Here is a 23,216-nt window from a genome sequence, read left to right on the forward strand (position 1 = left end):
CCGTCAACGTGAAGATCGGCGTGCGGCGGCAGCGCGAGCGCTTGTCGCCGCCCCGATCGGCTCAGTGGCAGAAATTGCGCACGTCGTTCTGCGCCACTTCGCGGTCGTAAGCGTCGGTGGCCTTGCCGTTGCCGTGGCGCACCGCGCCGCTGAGCACGTCGCGCGCCAGGTTGCAGCGCGACTGGTCGCTGCCGTCTTCGCGCCCGTTTGAGAGCGGTTTGGGCCGCAGCGGCGCAGGTACCGCAGGCTCGAAGGGTTTGCTGGGCTTGGGCCAGACCGGGTCCCACGGCTTGCGGCCGTTGGCGGCTTCGCTGGCCGGTTGCGCGGCCGGCGGGGGCGTCTTGATGTCCAGCGGCTTGGCGCTCTCTGGGGTATCTTCCTTGCGCTGCGAATAGTGCACCTTGCCGTCCTTGTCCACCCACTTGTAGACCTGGGCCGCCGCCCACGCGGGGGCGGCCAGGCCAACCAACAAGCAAAGGACGCGGCTGAGTCGGGGCAAAGAGGGGCGTTTCATGGCACGGCGGTGGTGGAGCGCGTCAGGCCTTCTTGACGAACTCGGACTTCAGCTTCATCGGCCCGATGCCGTCGATCTTGCAGTCGATGTTGTGGTCGCCCTCGACGAGCCGGATGTTCTTGACCTTCGTGCCCACCTTCACCACGGACGACGAGCCCTTGATCTTCAGGTCTTTCATCACCGTGATCGTGTCGCCGTCTTGCAGCACGTTGCCGTTGGCGTCTTTCACCACTGCGGCTTCATCGGCCGGCGGCGGGCTGGCGGCCTCGGCAGACCATTCGTGGGCGCACTCGGCGCAGATCAGCATGTTGCCGTCTTCATAGACGTAAGTGGAGTTGCAGCGGGGGCAGGTGATGGGGGTGTCGCTCACAAAGGGCTCAATGCAAGTAGGTGGCAGGCGCCGACACCGCGTCGGCACTCGTTGAATGCCCGATCATGCAACGCCGGGCCGCCCGGCGGCAACCCACCAACCCGGGTTCATGCGGCTAGACTGCGCGCCACATCGATAAATGAGCTGGTTGCCGGGCGGCAAGCGGCTCCCCAACCCCAGAAAGGATTCGGCCATGGCCATCATCACCACCGCCTCGGGCCTGCAATACGAAGACACCTCCGAAGGCTCGGGCGCCGTCGCCCAGGCCGGTGCCTACGTGACCGTGCACTACACCGGCTGGCTCTTTGAAGGCGGCGTCAAGGGCGCCAAGTTCGATTCGAGCAAAGACCGCAACGACCCGTTCAACTTCCCGCTCGGCGCCGGCCACGTGATTCGTGGGTGGGACGAAGGCGTGCAAGGCATGAAGGTCGGCGGCACGCGCACCCTGATCATTCCGCCCGATCTGGGCTACGGCGCCCGGGGTGCTGGCGGCGTGATCCCGCCCAACGCGACGCTGATGTTCGAGGTGAAGCTGTTGAGCGCTTAAGCCGCCAACTCGTCAGGCCACCGCGCTAGCCCTGCGCCGTGGCCTCGCCCCAATAGTGGTAGCCCACGAACCGCGGCCCGGGCAGATAGGTGGACTGCATTTGCGTGCTGAAGCCCGCCTCGCCCAACAACTGCGGAATGTCCGCGCTCAGGCTGCACCCGCCGGCCAGCGGGCCCCAAATGGGTTGCAGGCGCTTCTGCCAGCGCCGCACGGCCTCGTCGGGCGCCACGCCGTGCTCTGAAAACAGCAACTTGCCGCCCGGCTTCAGCACCCGGCGCATCTCGGCCAGCGCCGCCAGCGGCTCGGGTATCGAGCACAGCGTGTAGGTGCAAACAACCGTGTCGAAGCTCGCGTCGGCCAGCGGCAAACGCTCGGCCGACAAGCCCACCAGTTCGACCTGCAAGCCCGCCGCCTGCACCCGCTTTTGCGCCAGCGAATGCATCTTCAAGGCCGGGTCCACGCCCACGATCTTCTCGACCCGGTCTTTTGCATAAAACGGCATGTTCAGGCCGGTGCCGATGCCAATTTCCAAAACCTTGCCCTGCGCCAGGGGGATGACCTTCTGGCGCTGCTTAGCCACAGGGCGCACGCCGCAAGCCAGGTCAATGAGGTACGGGAGGATGTGGTGATCGTAGAAGTTCACTTTATTGGGCTCAGGTTTTTCAACTCGAAGTGATATTCATATTTCGGGCAGTTGTGCTGAATATGGTGTGGCTGGTTCATATCCAGCCGAGCCATCCGCCAAATACGACCATGCAAGCCAGATCGAACCCCAGAATGGAGGATACGGTGATGATTTGCTTCTTCCGTGAGGTGGTGTCGTACACGTAATAACAGACGAGATAGAACGGCAAGTATCCGAGAAGAAAAATCAGCCAGGGCGTGCCGCGGTTCCACCAAGACCACTCCCAGCGCAGCGCGCCAATATGGTTGAGGCCCATTTCGACCATCACCGACATTGCAGACATGATAACCGCGAAGAATAGGCGATTATTGATGCCGAGAATCTTCATGTTGCGGTCGGCAGGAATGGCCATGGTGGCGATGATGCCGGTTATGGCGAACATGAAACTGATTTCGATGTTCAGCCCGATGAAGATGAGAAACGCGGTGTCGCCTGGCGCACTCCAGGCCGGGGCAAATTGCGTGAAATGAAACAGCAGGCTGTTCCAGATCTCATTGAAGAAATCCATCCCCCAGAATGCCAGCGCAGCAAGAACGCGGCTCCAGTTGCCTTTGTCTATTTCTCGAGAATAGGTATAAAGAACGACCAGCAACAGCGTGATGACATACCACGAGAAATGGCTGGTGTCGCGCACTCTGGCGAGTGCGTCCAATGCAGATTGTGCGGGCATGGGTTATCTCCGGTACTGTTTGTTTGTGTCGATTTGATTTCTGTTTGCCGGGGTGAACCAGCAAACCACGGCATGGTATCTCAAAGCTCAAATTTCTGGGTGCGCTTCGTTTACTCCGGCCTGCCGGGCTTCTGCGTCAGCGGGTGCATTTTCAAGGCTGGGCTTATGCCCATGATTTTCTTTGGCTATTCAATCGCCGTGTCGGGTTATGAAATCATTCTTGATGGATTCGGGGAGGACGGAATAATCCTCATTTGAGCCATACCACCGGGTCGTTACACGATTTGCCTCGCGGGTGAAGAAGCTAGCCCAGGTTTTTGTACTTTCCAGGTCTATGACAATGGTTGCGGTTTCTGCTGAGCAGTTATGTGGGCGGCATCGGTTTGCAACCAAATAATTTTCAACTTTTCTGCGGGGGTTTCGATGGTGTACTTTGAGAGGGATCGAAGCTCTTGCTGGGGCAGCAAATTGCGAAGTGTTTTCTTCAGCGCCGGCTGGTTGAGCAGGTCGATTTGATTGTTGGGTGATTTTTCAGATGGATATCTGTCTACCCAATACGAATAATGATCTGGTGAGTCATTTGCATAGGTAGAATGTAGAGTTGAGGCAATCAGGGCGAGTGAGGTGGCAAAGATTTTTGTTTGCATGTTACCCACGGATTTTTATTACGGTTGGCAATAGGCGGGCGATTCTTGCTGAGTAAATTTCTATATTAAATGGGCCTGGCGGATGTCTGCTCGCTCCAGCGCCCATTGAATGCCGATGAAAAATACCCCAATGAAAGCAAAGATGCCCAGTGCGTAATGCCGCCGGCCAAATCGATGGCGCGGAGCCGAGCGTAGCGGTGGTCTGCATTTGCGGATGACATCGAAAAAAATGAATCAGCGCATTTCGAACAACTCTTGATGGAACCGCTCAGGCGGCAAGCCGTGGGCGAGAAAGTCGGCGCGCAGCGACTGCCCGAACCCCGACGGGCCGCAGAACCAGATGCTGGCCGACTGCCATTCGGGCACGGCGGCGCGGATGCGTTCGCCGTTCAGCCGCCCGTCTTTGCTGCTGACCAGCAGATGCAGGCGTACGCCGGCGGCGGCTGAGTCTTTGGTGAGGTGGTCGATGGCGCTCTGGTCGAAATCCGCCGTCGGGTGAAACAGATCGATCAACGTGGCATCGGGCGTGGCCGCCCGCTGCTTGAGCCGGGCGATAAACGGGGTGATGCCAATGCCCGCGCCCACCCAGATCTGGCGCGGTTGCGAATCTTCGAAGTTGAAGCAACCGTAAGGGCCTTCTACCGTGACGGGCAGGCCGACTTTCAGGCGGTCGCGCAGGCGCCGGGTGTGGTCACCCAACGCCTTGGTGATGAAAACCAGCCGACGGTCGGCCGGGTTCCAGGCCGAGGCGATGCTGTAGGGGTGCGCGCCTTCGCGCTGGTCTGAGGTGACGAAGGCAAACTGCCCGGCGGCATGGCCGCGCCAGCCCTCGTTGAGCACAACGGCCGTTTCGAGCACGTTCAGCGCCGGGTAGTCGGTGATGCTGGCAATGGTGCCCTGCACCTTGCGGGCGGCGCCGATCTTGCCGGCCAGGCTCAACACCGCCGCCACGCACCCGCCCAGCAGCAAGGCCGCCAGCACCCAGCCCACCGGCTGCGCCCAATAGCCCGACTTGGCGAGCACGGCCGAGTGATAGGCCAGCGCCAGGTAGGCCAGCGCCAGATATTTGTGGGTCTTGGCGAACAGGTGATAAGGGAAGCGCTTGACCAGCGCCAGCACGATCAGCACCACGGCGGCGTAAAACGCCCACTCGCCCACCGATTCGGCCAAGCCTCGCTGGCTGCGCAACCAGCCTTCGAGCGCGCCCAGGGTTTCGGCCGGAGCCGGCTTGCGGGCGGGCCTGACCAGCCAACCCCAACCCACCATCCACTTCGTGCCCTTGGCCCACCACCAGTGCAGTACCGAAACCACCAGCGCCGTCATGCCCAGCCACTTGTGCAGGCGATACATCTTGTCCAGCCCGCCCAGATGCGGCTCCAGCCATTTGGGGCGCAAGGCCAGCAACATGGCCACGCTCATCACGCCGATGGCGATCACTCCGCTGTATTGCACGAACACCGAGCGAAACGAGAAATAGGTGAGCGGCTCGGGTAATAGCGTGTCGGCGGCCAGCCATAACGCGGTCAGCAATATCAGCACAGCGAGGAGTGAAAGCTTGATGCGTTTCATGAATCACCTCTGGTGCAATTTGGTGTGCGGTTAACGTTTGAATTCATCGGCCTGCGCGGTTTTTCGCGCAGGTCCGGAGGAATGAGAGGTTAGCCACCATGTCTCTGTATATAGCGGACTTCATGCACTTGAACTCCTCCTAGACTTGATACTTTAGTGGCCATGCCATGATCGATATGGAAGCCCGCTGCCTGATAGAACCGTATGGCGCGCTCGTTTCCAGCAAGAACCCAAAGGCTAATTGATTTGGCACCTACTGCGAGCAACGCATCGAGGGAAGACAGCCACAATTCACGACCTACGCCGGAAGACCAATGTGGCGGCGCGACATATATGGCTTCTAACTCGTAGTCAGCCGACTCGGCACCTTCATCTCGACAGGGGCCAAATGCTGAAAATCCGACGAGTTTGCCGGCGGACTCGGCGACCAAGAGGGAAGGCTTTCCGCCAGCAAGCAACTTGCCCCACATCACCTCCCGCTTCTCAACGGATAATGCAGCTAAAAAGTCGTCGGGGAGCAATTGCCGATATGCGGCCTGCCATGAGTGGACATGAACTTCTGCAATTCCTTTTGCGTCGCAGATGGTGGCGGGGCGGATAGTCATGGTGGCTAACTTATTGTTGAGCGGTGGCGGGTTGGGTTTCTGTCTATATATGGAGCTGGTTCATATATGCAGATCCAACCATCCATCACCCCTCCAACCACCCCATCACCTCTTTCCACTGCTCCAAATCCTTCTCCACCCGAGAAGGTGCCACGTCCCACAGCGTCAAACCCCGTGCCGCCAAATGCACGTAATTCTGGGTATCTCTGAATTCACCCAGCACCGGAATATTCAGGGTGTGCAAGAAGGTGCGTAATTGGTCGGCCGAGATACTGCCGGTTTTCACGCGGTTGGCCACGGCGGCAATGCTCACGTGGTGGCCTTTTTTGCGGGCTTGCAGTTCGGTAACGAAATCGCGGGTGGCGTAAATATCGAAAATGCTGGGCTGCAGGGGTATGAGCACCTTGTCGGCCAGTTTCATCACCTCTTCGAGCCGCTTGCCGTGCAGGCCGGCGGGGGTGTCGAGCACCACGTGGGTGGTGCCTTTGGGCGGCTTGACGATGTGGTCGCGTTCCACCTCCCAGGTCTGGATGGGCGGCAGCTCGGGCGGGCGCAGGGTGAGCCAGGTGCGGGCGGATTGCTGGCGGTCGATGTCGCCCAGCATGACTTGGTGGCCGCTGTGGGCCAGGTAGCCGGCGATTTGGGTGGATACGGTCGATTTGCCGACGCCCCCTTTGGGGTTGGCAACCACGATCACGGGCATAGAGGCTCCTTGTGCTGCAGTGCGGCTGCGGCGCTGCAGGAGGCGCGGCAGCCATGTCCTTGGGGCGAGTTCTATGTTAACGACGGTAACGATAGAAAACGCTTGGGGTCTGCGCGCGGAGCCTTGTTTTTTGCGGCTTGGCGGGCGGTTGGGGCGCGGCGTGGTCCGCTTGGCTCATGGCTGCGGGGTGGCCGTGCGGCTGCCGCGCCGGCTTAGCCCGCGTTGGCCCCAAACAGCGCGGCGTGCTCTTTTTGCAGCAGGTTCTTTTGCACCTTGCCCATGGCGTTGCGCGGCAGCTCGGCGAGCACGAACACGCGCTTGGGCACCTTGAAGTTGGCAATGCGCTGCTTGGTTTGCTCGATGAGGCCGGCTTCGGTGAGGTGGGCGCCGGGCTGGGGCACCACGGCGGCGACCACGCCTTCGCCAAAGTCGGGGTGGGGCACGCCGAACACGGCGGACTCGGCCACGCCGGGGAGCTGGTTGAGGTGGTCTTCGATCTCGGCGGGGTAGACATTGAAGCCGCCGGTGATGATGAGGTCGCGGGCGCGGCCGACGATGCTGACGTAGCCCTTGTCGTCAGGGCCGGCGCCGATCTTGCCAACGTCGCCGGTTTTGAACCAGTCGTCGTCGGTGAAGGATTCGGCGGTCTTGTCGGGCATGCCGAGGTAGCCCATGAAGACGTTGGGGCCGCGCACCTGGATGTGGCCCACGGCGCCGGCCGGGCAGGGGGAGCCGGCGTCGTCCACCACGCGCACTTCGACGCCTGGCAGGGCGGGGCCGACGCTGCCGGCCAGGCGGGGGCCGTCGGCCGGGCGGTAGGGGTTGGAGCAGAGCATGCCGGTTTCGCTCATGCCGTAGCGCTCAAGAATGGTGTGGCCGGTGCGCTGGGCGAAGTCGGCAAAGGCGCTGGGCAGCAGCGGGGCCGAGCCGCAGACGAACAGGCGCATGCCGTTGCAGGCGCTGCGGGTGAGGCCGGGCTGGGCGAGCAGGCGGCTGTACATGGTGGGCACGCCCATGAAAACGGTGGCCTGGGGCAGATGCTGCAGCACGGCCTGGGGCTCGAACTTGCCGAGCCACAGCAGCTTGCTGCCCGACAGCAGCGCGCAATGGCAGGCCACGAACAGGCCGTGGATGTGGAAGATGGGCAGGGCGTGCAGCAGCACGTCGTCCGGCCGCCAGCCCCAGTGCTTGATGAGGGTGCGGGCGTTGCTCAGCAGGTTGCCGTGGGTGAGCAGCGCACCCTTGCTGCGGCCGGTGGTGCCAGAGGTATACAAGATGGCGCACAAGCTGGTCGACTCAAAAACGTCGGGCCGGTGCTGGTCGCTCATGAAGCTGGCGCGGTCGAGCAGGGTGCCGGTGCGGTCGGTGCCCAAGGTGAAGACGTGGCGCACGCGTTTTTGAAACGCCACGCGGCTCAGCCATTGAAAGTCGGCCGGGGCGCAGACCACCACGGCGGGTTGGGCGTCGCCCAAGAAGTAGTCCATCTCGGCCTGGCGGTAGGCCGGGTTGAGCGGCAGGTAGACCATGCCGGCGCGCAGGGTGGCGAGGTAGAGCAGCAGGGCTTCGACCGATTTGTCGGTGTGGGCGGCCACCACGGGGGGCAGATAGGTGCCGTCGTCGAGCGTGCGGCCGTGCAGGTCGAGGCTGGTGAGCAGGTTGGCGAGCATGGCGGTGGCACGCTCGATGTCTTGCCAGGTGTAGAGCAGGCCGGTGTCGGTTTCGATGGCGACGCGGGAGCGGTCGGCGGGGTAGGCGGCTTGCAGGGCGGCGAACACGTTCATGGCGAATTCCGGTGATTTGCGACGGATTTGCGAGGTGCCAGGCGCGCTATTCATTAGATAAGCACGGCGGCCGATAAAGAGAATGTAGACGACCCCCCGTGTTTCGACGGTTGGGGAAAGTCTTGCTGCCTCTTTTGATGCCGATCACCCGATGTTGATGACCGACGCACCCTTGCCCAAGCACGCCAGCGGCGGGATGGCGCACGCGCGTCAGGCCAGCATGCAGAGCGTGTTGCAGGCGGCGAATTTTGCCGAGGCGGTGAGCGCATTTGCCAGTGAGGTGGCGGCTCTGGCCGGCTGCCGGCGCGTGGCCCTGGGCTGGATGCTGGGCGACGAGATGCGGGTGATGGGCTTGTCGCACGGCGCCGAGGCCGTGTTGCGCGGCGCCTTGCCCGACGTGGCCGAGGCGATGTTCGAGGCGGTGCAGCAGCGCGCCAGCGTGTGCGTGCCGAGCGACTCAAAAGGCTTGCCGCTGATCACGCAGGCGCACCAGGTGCTGTTGCGCAAGGACGGCCTGGCTGGCGTGCTCACGGTGCCGCTGGCTCAGCACGGCGAGGTGGTGGGCGCGCTCATGTGCGAGCGCACCGACGAGCCTTTTCGCGCCGACGACGTGTTGGCGCTCGAACAACTGGTGAGCACGGTTACGCCGCTGCTGATCTTGAAGCGCGAGCTGGAGCGCCCCTGGCATGAGCGCCTGTGGCGTCGCCTCGACCGCTTGCGTGCGCGCTGGCACGACCCCCGCGAGGTGGCCTTGCGTTGGGGCGTGCGGCTGGCCGCATTGGCGGCGCTGGGCTTGCTGGTCGTGCCGTTGCCGCACCGGGTGGCGGCGCATGCCCATCTGGACGGCGCCGAGCAGCGCGTGATGACCGCGCCGCAAGACGGCTACCTGCGCGCCGTGCACGTGCGCCCCGGCGACGTGGTGAAGGCCGGGCAGGTGCTGGCCGAGTTGTCGGACGACGAACTGCAGCACACCCGCCGGGCCCGGCAGGCCGAGCTGGCACAACACGAGAACGCCTTTGCCGAGGCCTTTGCCCGCGGCGACCGCGCCCAGGCTGCCGTGGAGCAGGCCAAGGCGGCCGAGTCGCGCGCGCAGCTGGAGTTGGCCGACGAGCAACTGGCGCACACCAAGCTGGTGGCGCCCTACGACGGCGTGGTGATCCAGGGCGATCTCACGCAGATGCTGGGGGCGCCCGTCAAGCGCGCCGATACGCTGCTGGTGCTGGCCCCGGGTCTGCAATACCGCGTGATGCTGGAGGCCGCCGAGGCGGACGTGGCGAGCTTGAGCGTGGGGCAGGGCGGCAGCCTGCTGCTGTCGGCCTTGCCGAACCAGCCCTTGCGTTTTACGGTGGCGCGCATCACCCCGGTGACCAAGCTGACCGACGGCGCGCTGCATTACGAGATCGAGGCGCAACTGCTGCCCGAACCCGCCTTGCAGCAGGCGCTGCAACAGCTGCGCCCCGGCTTGCAGGGCGTGGGCAAGATCAGCCTGCCGGCCGAGCCGCTGGCGTGGCGCTGGGCCCGCCAAGCCTGGGGCTGGCTGCGCTATGCCGCCTGGGCCTGGATTTGAGAGGCGCGGGCGATGAGCGAGTCGCTTTTTTCGCCGCACTGGTATCGCATCGCCAACCTGCACCCGCAGTTGCGGCCTCATGTGCGCGTGCGCCGTCAGACCATGCGCGGCCAGCTCTGGTACGTGCTGCACAACGAAGCGGGGCAGCGCTTTCACCGCGTCAACGAACGGGCCTACGAGCTGATCGGCCGGCTGGACGGCCAGCGTAGCGTGGGTGAGCTGTGGAGCGTGCTGATCAAGCTGCACGGCGACGCCGCTCCCACGCAGAGCGAGGTGATCCGCATCCTGGGCCAGCTCACCGAGGCCGGCCTGGTGCAGGCCGAGGTGACGCCCGATGTGCGGGCGCAGTCGGCGCGGCGTCAGCAAGGCGAGCGCCGGGCGGCGCGGGCGCGGCTCAATCCGTTGTCGTTCCGCCTGCCGTTGTTCGACCCCACCGCCGTGCTGGAGCGCTGCACGGGCTTGGCGCACGCGGTGTTTCGCCCCGCGATGTTCTGGCTCTGGTTGGCGCTGGTGCTGCTGGCCGGCGGGCTGGCGTGGGGGCACCGCGGCGAGTTGGCGGCACAGGCCAGCGAGCTGGCGCAAACGCCGCGCAGCCTGCTGTGGGTGTGGCTGGTCCACCCGGTGATGAAACTCTTGCACGAGCTGGGCCACGGCCTGGCCTTGCGCCGCTTCGATTGCGAATCGCACGAGGTGGGCGTGAGCTTCATGCTGCTCATGCCGCTGCCGTATATCGACGCCACCAGCGCGCATCGCCTCTCGCAGCGCGGCCGGCGGGCGCTGGTGAGCGCGGCCGGCATCATGGTCGAGCTCACGCTGGCGGCGCTGGCGCTGCTGGTGTGGTTGAACGTGGAGCCGAGCTGGTTGAAAGACCTCGCGTTCGCGGTGATGAGCCTGGGCGGCTTGTCCACCCTGCTGTTCAACGGCAACCCCCTGATGCGCTACGACGGCTACTACCTGCTGTGCGACGTGCTCGATCTGCCCAACCTCGCCACGCGCAGCGCCGAGCATGGCCAGACGCTGGTGGTGCGCGGGTTCAAGCGCGTGCTGGGCATCCAGCCGCCGAAGTCGGGCGACGACGCGGCCGAGTCCCAATCGTCCGTGGGCGACGGCCTGGAGCAGACGGTCTGGACGCTCTACAGCCCCTTGTCGTGGGCCTACCGCACGGCCTTGTCGGCCAGTCTGGTGCTGTGGTTGGCCGAGCATTCGGCCTTGTTGGCCATGGCCTTGGCGGTGTGGCTCAGTTTGAGCCTGGTGGTGACGCCGCTGCAACGCTGCTGGGCGGCCGTGCATGGCGACCCCGATCTGGGCCGAGCCCGGGGCAAGACGCTGGCGGTGTCTGGCGTGGTGCTGGCGGGCGTGGTGACGCTGGTGGGCTTTGTGCCGTGGTCGAGCTCGGTGATGACGCAAGGCGTGGTCTGGCCGACCGAGCAAGCTCAGGTGCGCGCCGCCGCCGACGGCGAGGTGGCGCAACTGCTGGTGCGAGACGGCGATCCCGTGCGCGCCGGCCAACCCCTGGTGGTGCTGCGCAACCCTGATCTCGCCATGCGCGTGCAAGTGGCCGAGGCCCGTGTGCAGGTGGCGCAGGCGCAACTGGCGTCGGCCTACACGAGCAACCCGCTGGACGCCGGCAACGCGCAAGCCGCCCTGGAGCGCGACCAGCAGGCGCTGGCGCAAGAGCAGGCCGAGGCCGACCACCTCACGCTGCGGGCCGGGCGCGACGGCGTGTTCGTGCTGCCGCAGGCCGACGACTGGGCCAACCGCCACGTGCTCAAGGGCACGCTCATCGGCTACGTGATCGATGCCGGCAACGTGACGGTGCGCGCCGCCGTGAGCGAGCAGGACGTGGGCGCCGTGCGGGCCCGCGTGCGAGCCGTATCGGTGCAGCTCGACGAGGCCCTGGGCCTGCGCCAGCCGGGCCAGGTGATTCGTGAGGTGCCGGCGGCGGCCAACCAGTTGCCGGGCGCGGCGCTGGCCGAGCGCAACGGCGGCCCCTTTGCCACCGACCCCGACGACAAGCAGATGCTGCGCACCACCGGGCCGGTCTATCTGTTCGACGTGGCCTTGCCCGGCGCCGAGCTGGCGCATCTGGGCGGGCGCGTCTACGTGCGCTTCGACCTCGCGCCGCAAACGCTGTGGCAGCGCCTGGCGTGGCGCGCGCGGCAGATCTTCTTGCGGCACTTTGCCGATCAACGCTAGCCGCGCGGCGGCAAGGGGCGCGGTCTTGCAGCAGGGTCACGACGTCTTCCATTTCGCGCCGGTGGCCTTGCCCGGCGGCTTGCCGGCGCACCGCGTGGTGCCGCGGCCGGGCCCCGTCTTCGGGCCGTATCCGCTGCGTGGCGCCGCCGAGCTGCCCAACAGCCTGACGCTGGCCTGGCTGCGTGCTCGCATGCGGGTAGAAGGGCTGCCGTCGCGCCGGGTGCAAGAGCGCTTTCTGGCGCGCTACCAGGCCTGCCTGAACCAGCTGCAGACCGTGCCAGAGGCCGACCTCGACAGCTGGGCCGTCTGGATCAAGACGCGACTGGCCATCGACGGCTTCACCAACACCCGCGTGGCCGAGAGCTTCGCGCTCATCGCCTTGCAGGTGCGCCGTCAACTCGGCTTCACGCTGCACCACACCCAGCTGCTGGCGGCCTGGTGGATGCTGGGCAACCGCCTGGCCGAAATGGCCACGGGCGAGGGCAAGACCCTGGCCGTGCTGCTCACCGCCGCCACCGGCGCCATGGCCGGCATACCGGTGCACGTGCTCACCGCCAACGACTACCTTGCCGAGCGCGACGCGCTGCGCCTGGCGCCGCTGTATCGCTCGCTGGGCCTGTCGGTGGCGTGCGTGCTCAGCCAGTCCACGCCCGACGAACGCCGCAACGCCTATGGCTGCGACCTCACCTACGCCACCGCCAGCGAAGTGGCCTTCGATCACCTGCGCGACCGCTGCGCGCTGGTCGAGGCCGGCGTGCTCACCCAGGCCGCGCAAGAAGCCTCGCCGCTGGCGCCGCCCCCGGGCGCCGTGCCGCCCAAGCCGGTGCTGCGCGGGTTGTGCATGGCCGTCGTGGACGAGGCCGACAGCATCCTCATCGACGATGCCCGCACGCCGCTGATCCTCTCGACTCCGGCCCACCGTGGCGCGCAGGGCGAGCGTTTGCGGCTGGCCTTGTTTTTGGCCCGGCAGCTGCGCGAGGGGGCCGACTACACGATGGACAGCGAAGGCGCCGGCCCGCGCCTGAGCAACGCCGGTCGCGCCCGCCTGGCCCAGCTGTGCGATCGCATGGACGGCGCCTGGGCCATGCAGCGCTGGCGCGACGAGCAGATCACGCTGGCCCTGGCGGCGCTGCGCCAGTTTCATCGCGACGTGCACTACCTCGTGCGCGACGACGAGGTGCACATCATCGACGCCAACACCGGCCGCATCGCCATCGGGCGCATGTGGTCGCGCGGGCTGCACCAGCTCATCGCCCTCAAAGAGGGCCTGGCGCCGCCGCAAGAAAACGAAACCCTCACGCAGACGACCTACCAGCGCTTCTTCCCCCGCTACCTGCGGCTGTGCGGCTTGAGCGGCACGCTCTACGAGGCGCGGCACGAGCTGCTGGCCACTTACGGTCTGCCGGTGGTGTGCGTGCCGCTGCGCAGCCCCAGCCTGCGCCAGGGCAGCCCGGTGCAGGTGCTGCCGTCTGCCGAGCAAAAGTGGGCCCGGGTGGTCGAGCGGGTGGGGCAGATGCACGCGCTGGGCCGCCCCGTGCTGGTGGGCACCGACTCGGTGGCTGATTCTGAGCGGCTCGCGGCCGCGCTGCAGGCCGCCGGCTTGCCGCATCGGGTGCTGAACGCCCGGCAAGACGCGCTGCAAAACGCCCCGCAAGATGCCGGACACGAAAGCCATGAGGCCGAGGTGATCGAGCGCGCCGGCGTGCGCGGCGCCATCACCGTGTCTACCCACATGGCCGGGCGCGGCACCGACATCCCGCTGGGCGAGGGCGTCAACGAGCTGGGCGGCTTGCACGTGATCAATTGCCACCTGCATGCGGCGCGGCGCATCGACCGGCAGTTGCACGGCCGCTGTGGCCGGCAAGGCACGCGCGGCAGCTTCGAGCGCATCGTCAGCCTCGAAGACGAACCGTTTAGTCGTGCATATTCCGCGCCCCTGCTGCGCCTGTTTGGTTCGCCCCTGGCGATGACGGGCATATTGGGGCAAGTGACACCCACTCTGTGCGTGCAGTGGGCGCAGCGCGTGTTCGAGGCACGCGAGCGGCGAGCCCGCTGGGCCATGCTGCAGCACGACAGCTGGCTGGCCCGAGGGCTCGCCTGGGCGGGTGGTCACCCCTGGGGTTGATCGCACAAAGTGCTCGCCGCATCCGTGCTTATTTGCCGCAATTCGAGCGCGGGTAATCGGCGAGCATCAGCGTTGCCTCAGAGTCATTTCAGGAGAAGTTCGTGATCGACACGCGTTTGCGCATGCTTTTGGTCCGCGTGGTTGCGGCGGTTGGCGCATGGTCTGCGTTGATCGCCACGGCCCGCGCCGAGCCGCTGGGCTGCCTGATCGAGCCCGACCGCGTCGCCGAGGTGGGCACGCAGTCCATCGGCGTCATCGCGCGGCTCAAGGTCGAGCGCGGCGACGTGGTGCACGAAGGCCAGCTGCTGGCCCGCCTGAGCGCCCAGGTCGAAAAGGCCTCGGTGGCCGTGGCCGAGGCTCGCGCCCAGGCCGACGCCGAGCTCAAGGCCGCGCTGGCTGCCAACGATCTGGCGCAGAGCAAGCTGGCGCGCGCGCGCGATCTGCTGAAACAAGAATTCGTCTCCACGCTGGCCGTGGAGCAAGCCGACTCCGAAGCCCGCGTGGCGGCGCAGCGCGTGGTGCAGGCCCGCGAGGCGCGCCAGGTGGCCGAGCGCGAGCTGAACTTGTCTACCGCCCAGCTGGGCCAGCGGGATGTGCGCAGCCCCTTCGACGGCATCGTCGTCGAGCGCTACCGCACCGAGGGCGAACGCGTCGAGCGCGAGGCCATCGTGCGGGTGGCCAAGATCGACCCGCTGCGCGTCGAGGTGCTGGTGCCTGCCGCGCAGTTCGGCAAGATCAGCGTGGGCCAGGTGGCGGCGGTCAAGCCCGACCTGCAGCAGATCGGCGCGCTGCAAGCCACCGTTTCGCTGGTAGACCGCGTGATCGACCCGGCGTCGAACAGCTTCCGGGTGCGTTTGTCGGTGCCCAACCCGGGCAATGCCGTGCCCTCGGGCCTGCGTTGCAAGGTGGACTTTGCCGGCGCGGCCAAGCCGGGTCAGGCTGCCCAGGCCACGCCGCAACCGGCGGCCGACCAGTCGGCCAACCCGGCCAGCCCCGCTTACCGTGTGCCGGCGGCGGTGGTGCCCGCCTTGCCCGCGCGCATCAACAAGCTCAGTCAGGCCATGTGAAGCATGCCGATCCGCCCGACGCCACGTTCGCTGCGCCGTGAGCCTCCCCGGGTGGAGGAGCTGGAGCCGCGCGTGCTGTTCTCGGCGGATCTCGCGGCCTTGGTGGACACGTCGAGCGCGGGCCTGCTGGCCGACTCGGCAACTGCTACGGCTAGGGAAGGTCTGCACAAAGCAAGCATTTCTGTGCCCGCTCGGCGCTGAGGTCAAGGTTTTAGATTTCGGCCGTCATTTCGCTCTGACTTCGCGCCTTCTCAGCGCGCATCGGCCGCCTTCGCAGCCCATTTCGCGCATTGCAGGCGCACTCATGCCTGCGCTGCGCTCAATTTGCCGCGCACCATCCAAAGGTTGGACAGCGCGAACAGCGTGTGCAGCTGCGCGGTGTTCTTGGCCAGCCCGCGATAGCGCACCTTCACATGCCCGAACTGGCGCTTGATCACCCGAAACGGATGCTCCACCTTGGCCCGAATGCTGGCCTTGAGCTTCTCGAGTTCGTCCATCAAGCGCCCCAGCGGCTGCGTCTTGTCCAGCTGCTTGCGCTTGCCCGGGCGCATCGCCACGTTCCAGCGCACGCCCTGCTTGGCATCGGGTCGCTTGGCCGCCCCCTGGTAACCCGCGTCGCCGAAGGCCTGCGTCTCCTCACCGTGCAACAGCGAGTTGGCCTCGACCACGTCGTTCACGCTGCCGGCCGTGCCGCGCACCGTGTGCACCAGACCCGACTCGGCGTCCACGCCGATGTGCGCTTTCATGCCGAAGTACCACTGCTGGCCCTTCTGGCTCTGCTTCATCTCGGGGTCGCGCTCGCCGCTCTGGTTCTTGGTCGAACTCGGCGCGGCGATCAGGGTCGCATCCACCACAGTGCCGGCGCGCAGCAGCAGACCCTTGCGCGAGAGCAATTCGTTGACCACGCCGAGGATCTTGGGCGCGAGCTTGTGTTTCTCCAGCACGCGGCGAAAGCGAAGGATGGTGGTCTCGTCCGGCTGTCGGTCGTTCCAGCCGCCAAGGCCTGCGAAGTCTCGGAACAGCGCCATGTCGTGCAGCGCTTCTTCCATCGCCGGGTCGCTGAGGTTGAACCACTGCTGCATGAAGTGGATGCGCAGCATGGCCTGGACGGCGAAGGGCGGCCGGCCGCGTCGGCCCTCGGGCATGTAGGGCGTGATCAGTGCGACCAACTCGGCCCACGGCACGACACGATCCATCTCTTCAAGGAATACACGTCGCCGCGTCGGCTTGCTCGATTGGCCCAGGCCCAGACTCGCTTGCTTCATGCTGCGCATCGTCCCAGGTGCTCAGCTGCCGCGGTAGCTGACTTGCCCGGGGTTTGTGCAGACCTTCCCTAGCGCTCAATACGTGCAATCGGCCGTGGTGGCCGCGCAGGCCGGCAGCGCCACGACGGACGCCGCCGCGCAGCAGCGCGTCGAGCTCGTCTTCGTGGACAGCGGCGTGACCGACGCCTCGCATCTGGTGGCCGACCTGCAGGCGCAGCGCGGCGATGGCCGCACGCTGCTCGTGTTCACGCTCGATGCCGCGCAAGACGGCCTCAAGCAGATCAGCGACGTGCTGGCCCGCTACCAGGCCACGCAAGGGCAGGGCGGGGTCGATGCCGTTCACCTCATCACCCACGGCGACGCGCAAGGCTTGCAGATCGGCAGCACTTGGCTGAACGCCGACAACCTCATGCAGCACGCCGCGCAGATCGCAGGCTGGGGCGCGTCGCTCAACACGCATGCCGACCTGCTGCTCTACGGCTGCGACCTCGCCGCCAGCGCCACCGGCCGCCTACTGGCCGACGACCTGGGGCTGCTCACCGGGGCCGACGTGGCCGCCAGCACCAACGTGACCGGCGCGGCGGCGCAGGGCGGCGACTGGACGCTCGAATACGCCCACGGCGCCATCAACGCGCAGGTGGCCGCCAACGCCGCCACGCAGGCCGATTGGCAGGGCACCTTGCTGCTCACCGCCTCGGGCAGCGAGACACGTGTCAACACCACCACCTCGGGCACGCAGACCACCGCCACCAACCGGCAAGTGGCGATCGACGGCTCGGGCAACTCGGTGGCGGTGTGGCAGACCGGCACCACCATCTACGGCCAGCGCTTCGACAGCACGGGCGCCAAGGTGGGCAGCGAATTCAAGATGTCCACCTCGGGCGGGCTGTTCAACAGCGTCAACAACCCGCAGGTGGCCATGAACGCATCGGGCGCGTATGCCGTGACCTGGTACGAATACAACCCGGGCCTGTTCGGCATCTTGCTGCCGTCCTGGACGGTCTATCTGCAACGCTTCAATGCGGCGGGCGTGTCGCAGGGCGTGACCAAGGTGTTCGACAACTTGGCCTTTTTGACTTTCTCGGGCGACCCGCAGATGTATTCGGCCGTGTCGATGGACGCCAGCGGCAACATCGCCGTGGTGTCTCGCGAGGACAGCGAGGTGGATATCGAGTGGTACAACAGCTCGGGCACCAAGACCGGCGCGGCGCGAGTCGATGATTCGAGCAACAGCAACACGAAAACCGAGGTTTCGGTCAGCACCACCACGGCCGGCACGGTGGTCACCTGGACGGAATCGGGCACCGAGATCGTCGGCCAGCTCTACAACGCCTCGCATGTGGCGGTGGGCGGCAACTTCCGCGTCAACACCACCACCAGCGGCTCGCAGACGCAGTCGAGCGTGGGCATGGACGGCACCGGCGCCTTCGTGGTGAGCTGGACGAGCACGCAGGGCGGCACCAGCGACATCTACGCCCAGCGCTTCAGCAACGCCGGCGCCAAGGTGGGCAGCGAATTTCTGGTGAACAACACCACGGCCTACGACCAGACGGCATCCAGCGTGGCGGTGGATGGCGGCGGTGCCTTCGTGATCGCGTGGCAGAGCAACCTGCAAGACGGCTCGGGCACGGGCATCTACATGCGGCAATACCAGTCGGACGGCTTTGCGGGCCTGTACGACCAGCGCGTCAACACCACCACCACGAATGCGCAGTCCACCCCCAGCGTGGCCGTCAACGGCACCCGGGCCGTGGTGCTCTGGAACGGCAACGGCACGGGCGATTCGTCGGGCGTGTTCGCGCAGCGCTTCACGGTGGGCACCAACCAGGCGCCCACCGCCACCCTGGGCGCGAGCAACCTCAACTACACCGAGAACGCCGGGGCGCTGGCGCTCGACTCGGCCGCCACGCTGACCGATGCCGACAACTCCACGCTGCAAGGCGCCACGGTGCAGATCACCGGCAACTACGTGAGCAGCGAAGACGTTCTGGCGTTCACCAACGCCCTGGGCATCACCGGCAGCTGGAACGCCAGCACCGGCACGCTCACGCTCAGCGGCGTGGCGCTGGTGAGCAGCTACCAGACGGCGCTGCGCAGCATCACCTACACCAACACCAGCGACAACCCCAGCGCGGCCGTGCGTACCGTGAGCGTGAGCGTGACCGACGGGCAGCTCGGCAGCGGCGTCGCCACCAAGACGATCACCGTGCTGCCGGTCAATGACGCGCCCACGATCAGCGCGCCGTCGGTCTGGATCGTTCCGGTCGGGATCGGGGCCAACATCACCGGCATCACGATCACCGATCTGGACGCCGGCACCGGCCTGGTGACCTTGACGTTGACGGCCGCAGGCGGCGTGTTCAACGCCACCAGCGCGGGCGGCGTGACGGTGGGGGGCGACGGCACGGCCGCCTTGACCCTGCAAGGCCAGGTCTCGGACATCAATGCCTTCATCGCCGCGTCCAGCCTGGGGGTGAGCAGCATCCAATACACCGGTGCAACGTCGGTCAGCCTGCAGCTGGCGGTGGACGATGGCGGCAACACCGGCTCGGGCGGCGCCCAGACCGTCAGCTGGAACGCGGCCATCAGCACCGTGGCGTTCACTCCGCCCAGCCTTGTCGCGCCCGCCACCCTGACTGCGCTCGAAGACACGCCGACGCAGCTCACGGGCTGGACGGTGTCCGCCCCCCATGCCGGCAGCAACAGCATTCAACTCACGCTGACGGCGGGAGCGGGCACTTTGTCGGCCACGAGCGGTGGCGGTGTCACGGTCAGCAACCCGGTGGCGGGCACGCTGGTGCTGGTGGGCAGCGTGGACAATCTGAATACCTTCATCGCGAATGGCCTGGTGGGCTACCAAGGCGCGACTGATGCCAACGGCAATGTCAACCTGACCCTGCTGCTGGACGATCTGGCGCAAAACCCCGCAGGCGTGAATCTCTATGCCAACGCCAGCCTCACCATCGCGATCACGCCGGTGAACGATGCCCCGCAAGGCAGCAGCGGCACCGTGACCATGTTCGAGGATCACGCCCGCACGTTCACCGCAGCCGACTTCGGTTTCACCGACCCGCAAGACTCGCCAGCGGATGCCTTGCTCGGCGTCTACATCGACAGCCTGCCGGGCGCCGGCACGCTCGCCTTGAACGGCGTGGCGGTGCAGGCGGGCGATTTCGTTGCCGCCACCAGCCTGGGCAGCCTCGCGTTCACGCCGGCGGCGTCGGCCAATGGCGCGGGCTACGCCAGCTTCACCTTCCGGGTGCGAGACAGCGGCGGCACGGCCAACGGCGGTGCCGACACCGATCTCACCTCACGCACCCTCGCCATCGACGTCGCCGCCATCAACAGCGCGCCGCAGGGCACCGACGCCATCGCGACGATGCTGGAAGACGCCAGCTACACCTTCAGCGCCGCCGACTTCGGCTTCACCGACCCGCAAGACCCAACCCCCAACGCCTTGCTCGGCGTGGTCATCAGCAGCCTGCCCGCCGCAGGCACGCTCACCGTGAGCGGGGTGGCGGTGCAGGACGGCGACCTCATCGCGGTGGCCAATTTGGGCAACCTCGTCTACACACCCGAGGCCAACGGCTTCGGCGCGGCGCATGCCAGCTTCACCTTCCAGGTGCGCGACGACGGCGGCACGGCCAACGGTGGGGCCGACACCGACCTGACGCCGCGCACCATGACGCTGTCGGTCACCGCCGTCAACGATGCGCCGCAGGCCGCCGACGGCACGGTGCTGACGATGCAGAAGACCGCCTACACCTTCCAGGTGGCGGACTTCGGATTCACCGACGTCACCGATGCCCCATCGGCCAACGCGCTGCAGGCCATCCGCGTAGTCAGTCTGCCGAGCGCCGGGGTGCTGACCTTGCAAGGCGCCGCCGTGACAGCCGGGCAGGTGGTGCTGGCCAGCGAGATCGCGGCGGGCCATTTGCAGTTCGCTCCGACGGGCGACGATCACGGCACGCCCTACGCCCACTTCACCTTCCAGGTGCAAGACAACGGCGGCACCGCCAATGGCGGGGTCGATTGGGACGCCACCGTGCACACGCTCACCATCAACGTCGTCACGCCCGACTCGGCCGTGCCAGCCTTGACCCTGCCGCCTTTGGCCGATACGCACATTGAGGCCGGCGCCGCCGCCGTCAAAGTGGTGGCGACTGTGGCAGCCGCGCCTGCCCAGCCTGCCAACGACGCCGGCATCGGCGGCGGGCGCTTTGGCGAGTTCGCCGTGCGGGCGTTGAACGTGGACGTGGTGCAGGCCGCCTACGCCATCGATGCGAACACGGGCCTTGCCGAAACCGGGCGCGGCTACGCCGCCGATTGGCTGGCCGAGGCCGGCAAGCCCGCGCCCATCCAGTGGCTGCTCGATCAGATCCAGAACCAGCGGCAAACCGCGAGCGACGGTGTGGCCTCGACGGCCGCGCGCCAGCAACTCGTGCAATGGACCGACGGGTCCGAGGCGCAAAGCCTGCAAGGCGTGGCCGCTTCGGTCAAGAGCGGCGGCGTGGCCGTCTCGGTGGGCATGGTCTGGTGGGCCACGCGGCTGTCGGGCCTGGTGACGGGCCTGATGGCCAGCACCCCGGCCTGGCGCTCGCTCGACCCGCTGCCCATCCTGGGCGGCACGGCTGACGAGTCGGACGACGACGATCAAGGCTTCGGCCCCACCGAGTCGGGCGAAGACTCCGATTTCGAGCACGAAGCGGCCAAGGGCCGGCGCGCTCGTCCGAAGGCCGGCGATCTGTTCGCGCATGGCGCGCCGTCCGCGGGTCAGCTTGGCAACGGGGGGGCTGGTCGATGAGCTGGCGCCTGCCGCAGTGGATGCGCTTGGGCGCCACCGCCCGTATCGCCATGGGTCTGGTCTCGCTGACCCTGGTGCTGGTGCTGGTGCTCGATCTCATCTTCAAGCTGATGCCCGACCCGCGCACGCAGATGCAGGCGGCGCGCGAACGCACGGCCATCGATCTGGCGGTGCAGACCAAATCGGTGTTGGCCCACCCTGACGCCGTGCCGCTGCTCGAGCCCATGCTGGGCGAGATTCAGTCGCATGCGTCCGACATCGCCTCGGTGGGCGTGCGCCGCGCCGACGGCGCGCTGATGGCCTCGACGCGCGGGCACCAGCAAAGCTGGCGGGCCCCGGCGGGCGGCTTGTCCACCCTGACGGCGGTGGTGGTGCCGCTCTACAACGGGAGCGGCGAATCGTGGGGCTCGATGGAGGTGCAGTTCACCGACCCCGTGCCGCGCACGCTGCTCGACTGGCTGCGTCAGCCGGCGTCGATCCTGATCCTGGCGCTGTCGTCGGCCGGGTTCATGGTGTTTTATTTCTATCTGCGTCGGGTGCTGCAGCATCTCGACCCGTCCAAGGCGATTCCGGACCGGGTGCGGGCCGCCTTCGACACACTGACCGAAGGCTTGCTGGTGCTCGATCCGCGCGGCCACATCCTGCTGGTCAACAACTCGTTTCGCGGCATGCACCCGCTGGCGCAACAGTCGCTGCTGGGGCGGCGCATCGAGCAGCTCGACTGGCTGATGCGCGGCTTCAAGGAGCGGCACGCCACGCCACCCTGGGTGCAGGCGATGGCGCAGAGCGAGCCGATCCTGGGCACGCGGCTGGAGCTCACCGTGGCCGACGGCGAGCCGCGCCACGTGCTCATGAACTGCGCGGCCATTCGCGATGCCGGCGGCAACCCGCGCGGCTGCCTGCTCACGCTCGACGACATCACCGAACTCGACCGCGTCAACCTGCAGTTGCGCAAGGCGATGGGCGAGCTGGAGGCCTCGCGCGACCAGATCCAGCGGCAGAACGACGAGCTGCAACTGCTTGCCAACTGCGACCCGATGACCGGCTGCTTCAACCGCCGCGCCTTCTTTGCGCGCGCCGAGGAGCTGTACGCCCAGGCGCGGCAGACGCAGGAGCCGCTGTGCTGCCTGATGACCGATATCGACAAGTTCAAGTCCTTCAACGACACCTACGGCCACTCGGTGGGCGACCTGGTGATCCAGCAGGTGGCCAGGATCCTGCGCTCGTCGATGCGACCGCAGGACGTGCTGTGTCGCTACGGCGGCGAAGAGTTCTGCGCGCTGCTGCCGGGCATGACCCAGGAGCAGGCGCTCGAATTTGCCGAGCGCATTCGCTCGCGCATCGAAACCGAGGCCGGCCCGGGGGTCGACGCGGTCGAGGGTCTGTGCATCACGTCCAGCTTCGGGGTGTCGCAACTGGGCCTGGGCGACGCGCACAACATCGCGCAACTCATCGAGCGCGCCGACCAGGGGCTCTACGCCGCCAAGGAAGGCGGCCGCAACCAGGTGCAGTGCCTCGATGCCCGGTTCGCCGAGACGGTGCTGGCCGAGGAGGCCTGAGGGCTTTGCCGGACGCAGCCTGTCTGGGTCTGGGCCTCGGGCGACAATCTCGGCATGTTCACGCCCAATTCCCACGACGTTCGCCGCTTCTTTTGCGAGGTGCAGCGCAAGCGCCTTGCTGGCGAGCCGTTCACGCCCATCGAAGCCCTCGCCGCCGACTGGGTGGCCGAGCATCCCGAATACCACGACGAGCTGGCTGACGCCGAGGCGGCCGTGGCGCGCCGCTACGACGTCGAGCAGGGGCGCACCAACCCGTTCCTGCATTTGTCGATGCACTTGTCCATCACCGAGCAGGTCAGCATCGACCAGCCGCACGGCATCCGGCAGGCGGTCGAGTTGCTGGCCGCCAGGCGCGGCTCGTTGCACGAGGCGCATCACGAGGTCATGGAATGCCTGGGCGAGATGGTCTGGACGTCGCAGCGCACGGGCCTGCCGCCCGATGGCCATGCCTATCTCGACGCCGTGCGCCGCCGCGCCACGCGCTGATCGCGTCGAGATGGTGGTTCACCGCAACGTCGTTTGCGTGTCTTGCATTCGGCCCG

Annotated in this window: 20 protein-coding genes; 10 read left to right on the plus strand and 10 right to left on the minus strand. The window is 66.6% G+C overall.

Annotated features, from left to right (window positions below; translation table 11 throughout):
* Positions 1-61: 61 nt before the first annotated feature.
* Positions 62-514 carry a DUF4124 domain-containing protein gene (locus tag ACE3SS_RS00550; protein WP_374590171.1) on the minus strand — a complete coding sequence of 151 codons (453 nt, stop codon included), beginning with the start codon at positions 512-514 and terminating at the stop codon, positions 62-64.
* Between the two features lie 22 nt (positions 515-536).
* Positions 537-884, minus strand: a complete 348-nt coding sequence (locus ACE3SS_RS00555; protein WP_374590173.1) for a zinc ribbon domain-containing protein YjdM — start codon at positions 882-884, stop codon at positions 537-539.
* A gap of 193 nt (positions 885-1,077) precedes the next feature.
* Between ACE3SS_RS00555 and ACE3SS_RS00560 the strand changes: the two genes are divergently transcribed.
* Positions 1,078-1,431: an FKBP-type peptidyl-prolyl cis-trans isomerase gene (locus ACE3SS_RS00560; RefSeq protein WP_374590175.1), complete on the plus strand. Its 354-nt coding sequence runs from the start codon at positions 1,078-1,080 to the stop codon at positions 1,429-1,431.
* A gap of 25 nt (positions 1,432-1,456) precedes the next feature.
* Here the strand turns inward: ACE3SS_RS00560 and ACE3SS_RS00565 are convergent, their stop codons facing one another.
* Together ACE3SS_RS00565 and ACE3SS_RS00570 are read right to left on the minus strand one after the other, a co-directional pair.
* Positions 1,457-2,074 carry a class I SAM-dependent methyltransferase gene (locus tag ACE3SS_RS00565; RefSeq protein ID WP_374590176.1) on the minus strand — a complete coding sequence of 206 codons (618 nt, stop codon included), beginning with the start codon at positions 2,072-2,074 and terminating at the stop codon, positions 1,457-1,459.
* Between the two features lie 76 nt (positions 2,075-2,150).
* The gene (locus ACE3SS_RS00570) at positions 2,151-2,786 is read right to left on the minus strand and encodes a hypothetical protein (RefSeq protein ID WP_374590178.1); all 636 of its coding nucleotides are present in this window, start codon (positions 2,784-2,786) and stop codon (positions 2,151-2,153) included.
* A gap of 72 nt (positions 2,787-2,858) precedes the next feature.
* Here ACE3SS_RS00570 and ACE3SS_RS00575 point away from each other — a divergent pair, with 72 nt between their 5' ends.
* The gene (locus tag ACE3SS_RS00575; RefSeq protein WP_374590180.1) at positions 2,859-3,044 is read left to right on the plus strand and encodes a hypothetical protein; all 186 of its coding nucleotides are present in this window, start codon (positions 2,859-2,861) and stop codon (positions 3,042-3,044) included.
* Between the two features lie 74 nt (positions 3,045-3,118).
* Here the strand turns inward: ACE3SS_RS00575 and ACE3SS_RS00580 are convergent, their stop codons facing one another.
* The 5 genes from ACE3SS_RS00580 to ACE3SS_RS00600 all read right to left on the minus strand — a co-directional run bounded on the left by ACE3SS_RS00580 (position 3,119) and on the right by ACE3SS_RS00600 (position 8,091).
* Positions 3,119-3,433, minus strand: a complete 315-nt coding sequence (locus ACE3SS_RS00580; protein WP_374590182.1) for a hypothetical protein — start codon at positions 3,431-3,433, stop codon at positions 3,119-3,121.
* 234 nt (positions 3,434-3,667) lie between these two features.
* Positions 3,668-5,002 carry a ferric reductase-like transmembrane domain-containing protein gene (locus ACE3SS_RS00585; RefSeq protein WP_374590184.1) on the minus strand — a complete coding sequence of 445 codons (1,335 nt, stop codon included), beginning with the start codon at positions 5,000-5,002 and terminating at the stop codon, positions 3,668-3,670.
* 89 nt (positions 5,003-5,091) lie between these two features.
* Positions 5,092-5,607 (minus strand): N-acetyltransferase family protein, encoded by a 516-nt coding sequence (locus ACE3SS_RS00590; protein WP_374590186.1) that lies wholly within the window; start codon positions 5,605-5,607, stop codon positions 5,092-5,094.
* An 85-nt stretch (positions 5,608-5,692) separates the two neighbouring features.
* Positions 5,693-6,310, minus strand: coding sequence for an AAA family ATPase (locus ACE3SS_RS00595; RefSeq protein WP_374590188.1), 618 nt, complete (start codon positions 6,308-6,310; stop codon positions 5,693-5,695).
* Positions 6,311-6,522: 212 nt separating this feature from the next.
* On the minus strand, positions 6,523-8,091 hold the full coding sequence (locus ACE3SS_RS00600; RefSeq protein WP_374590190.1) for a malonyl-CoA synthase: 1,569 nt from the start codon (positions 8,089-8,091) through the stop codon (positions 6,523-6,525).
* A 157-nt stretch (positions 8,092-8,248) separates the two neighbouring features.
* Here ACE3SS_RS00600 and ACE3SS_RS00605 point away from each other — a divergent pair, with 157 nt between their 5' ends.
* From ACE3SS_RS00605 to ACE3SS_RS00625, 5 genes are all read left to right on the plus strand, one after another.
* Positions 8,249-9,658 carry an HlyD family efflux transporter periplasmic adaptor subunit gene (locus tag ACE3SS_RS00605; protein ID WP_374590192.1) on the plus strand — a complete coding sequence of 470 codons (1,410 nt, stop codon included), beginning with the start codon at positions 8,249-8,251 and terminating at the stop codon, positions 9,656-9,658.
* A gap of 12 nt (positions 9,659-9,670) precedes the next feature.
* Positions 9,671-11,854: a biotin/lipoyl-binding protein gene (locus ACE3SS_RS00610; RefSeq protein WP_374590194.1), complete on the plus strand. Its 2,184-nt coding sequence runs from the start codon at positions 9,671-9,673 to the stop codon at positions 11,852-11,854.
* Between the two features lie 25 nt (positions 11,855-11,879).
* The gene (locus tag ACE3SS_RS00615; RefSeq protein ID WP_374590196.1) at positions 11,880-13,979 is read left to right on the plus strand and encodes a hypothetical protein; all 2,100 of its coding nucleotides are present in this window, start codon (positions 11,880-11,882) and stop codon (positions 13,977-13,979) included.
* 101 nt (positions 13,980-14,080) lie between these two features.
* On the plus strand, positions 14,081-15,046 hold the full coding sequence (locus ACE3SS_RS00620; protein ID WP_374590198.1) for an efflux RND transporter periplasmic adaptor subunit: 966 nt from the start codon (positions 14,081-14,083) through the stop codon (positions 15,044-15,046).
* Positions 15,047-15,049: 3 nt separating this feature from the next.
* On the plus strand, positions 15,050-15,247 hold the full coding sequence (locus ACE3SS_RS00625) for an LEPR-XLL domain-containing protein (RefSeq protein ID WP_374590200.1): 198 nt from the start codon (positions 15,050-15,052) through the stop codon (positions 15,245-15,247).
* Between the two features lie 101 nt (positions 15,248-15,348).
* Here the strand turns inward: ACE3SS_RS00625 and ACE3SS_RS00630 are convergent, their stop codons facing one another.
* On the minus strand, positions 15,349-16,311 hold the full coding sequence (locus tag ACE3SS_RS00630; RefSeq protein WP_374590202.1) for an IS5 family transposase: 963 nt from the start codon (positions 16,309-16,311) through the stop codon (positions 15,349-15,351).
* A 55-nt stretch (positions 16,312-16,366) separates the two neighbouring features.
* Between ACE3SS_RS00630 and ACE3SS_RS00635 the strand changes: the two genes are divergently transcribed.
* From ACE3SS_RS00635 to ACE3SS_RS00645, 3 genes are read left to right on the plus strand one after another with little or no spacing between them, the layout of a single operon-like run.
* Positions 16,367-21,115, plus strand: coding sequence for a DUF4347 domain-containing protein (locus ACE3SS_RS00635; protein WP_374590204.1), 4,749 nt, complete (start codon positions 16,367-16,369; stop codon positions 21,113-21,115).
* Positions 21,112-22,674 (plus strand): diguanylate cyclase, encoded by a 1,563-nt coding sequence (locus tag ACE3SS_RS00640; protein ID WP_374590206.1) that lies wholly within the window; start codon positions 21,112-21,114, stop codon positions 22,672-22,674. Before ACE3SS_RS00635 ends, ACE3SS_RS00640 begins: the two co-directional genes overlap by 4 nt.
* A gap of 54 nt (positions 22,675-22,728) precedes the next feature.
* On the plus strand, positions 22,729-23,160 hold the full coding sequence (locus ACE3SS_RS00645) for a DUF1841 family protein (RefSeq protein ID WP_374590208.1): 432 nt from the start codon (positions 22,729-22,731) through the stop codon (positions 23,158-23,160).
* Positions 23,161-23,216: the final 56 nt, after the last annotated feature.

The organism is Aquabacterium sp. (assembly GCF_041915145.1).
In the GTDB taxonomy this organism is placed as follows: domain Bacteria; phylum Pseudomonadota; class Gammaproteobacteria; order Burkholderiales; family Burkholderiaceae_C; genus Aquabacterium.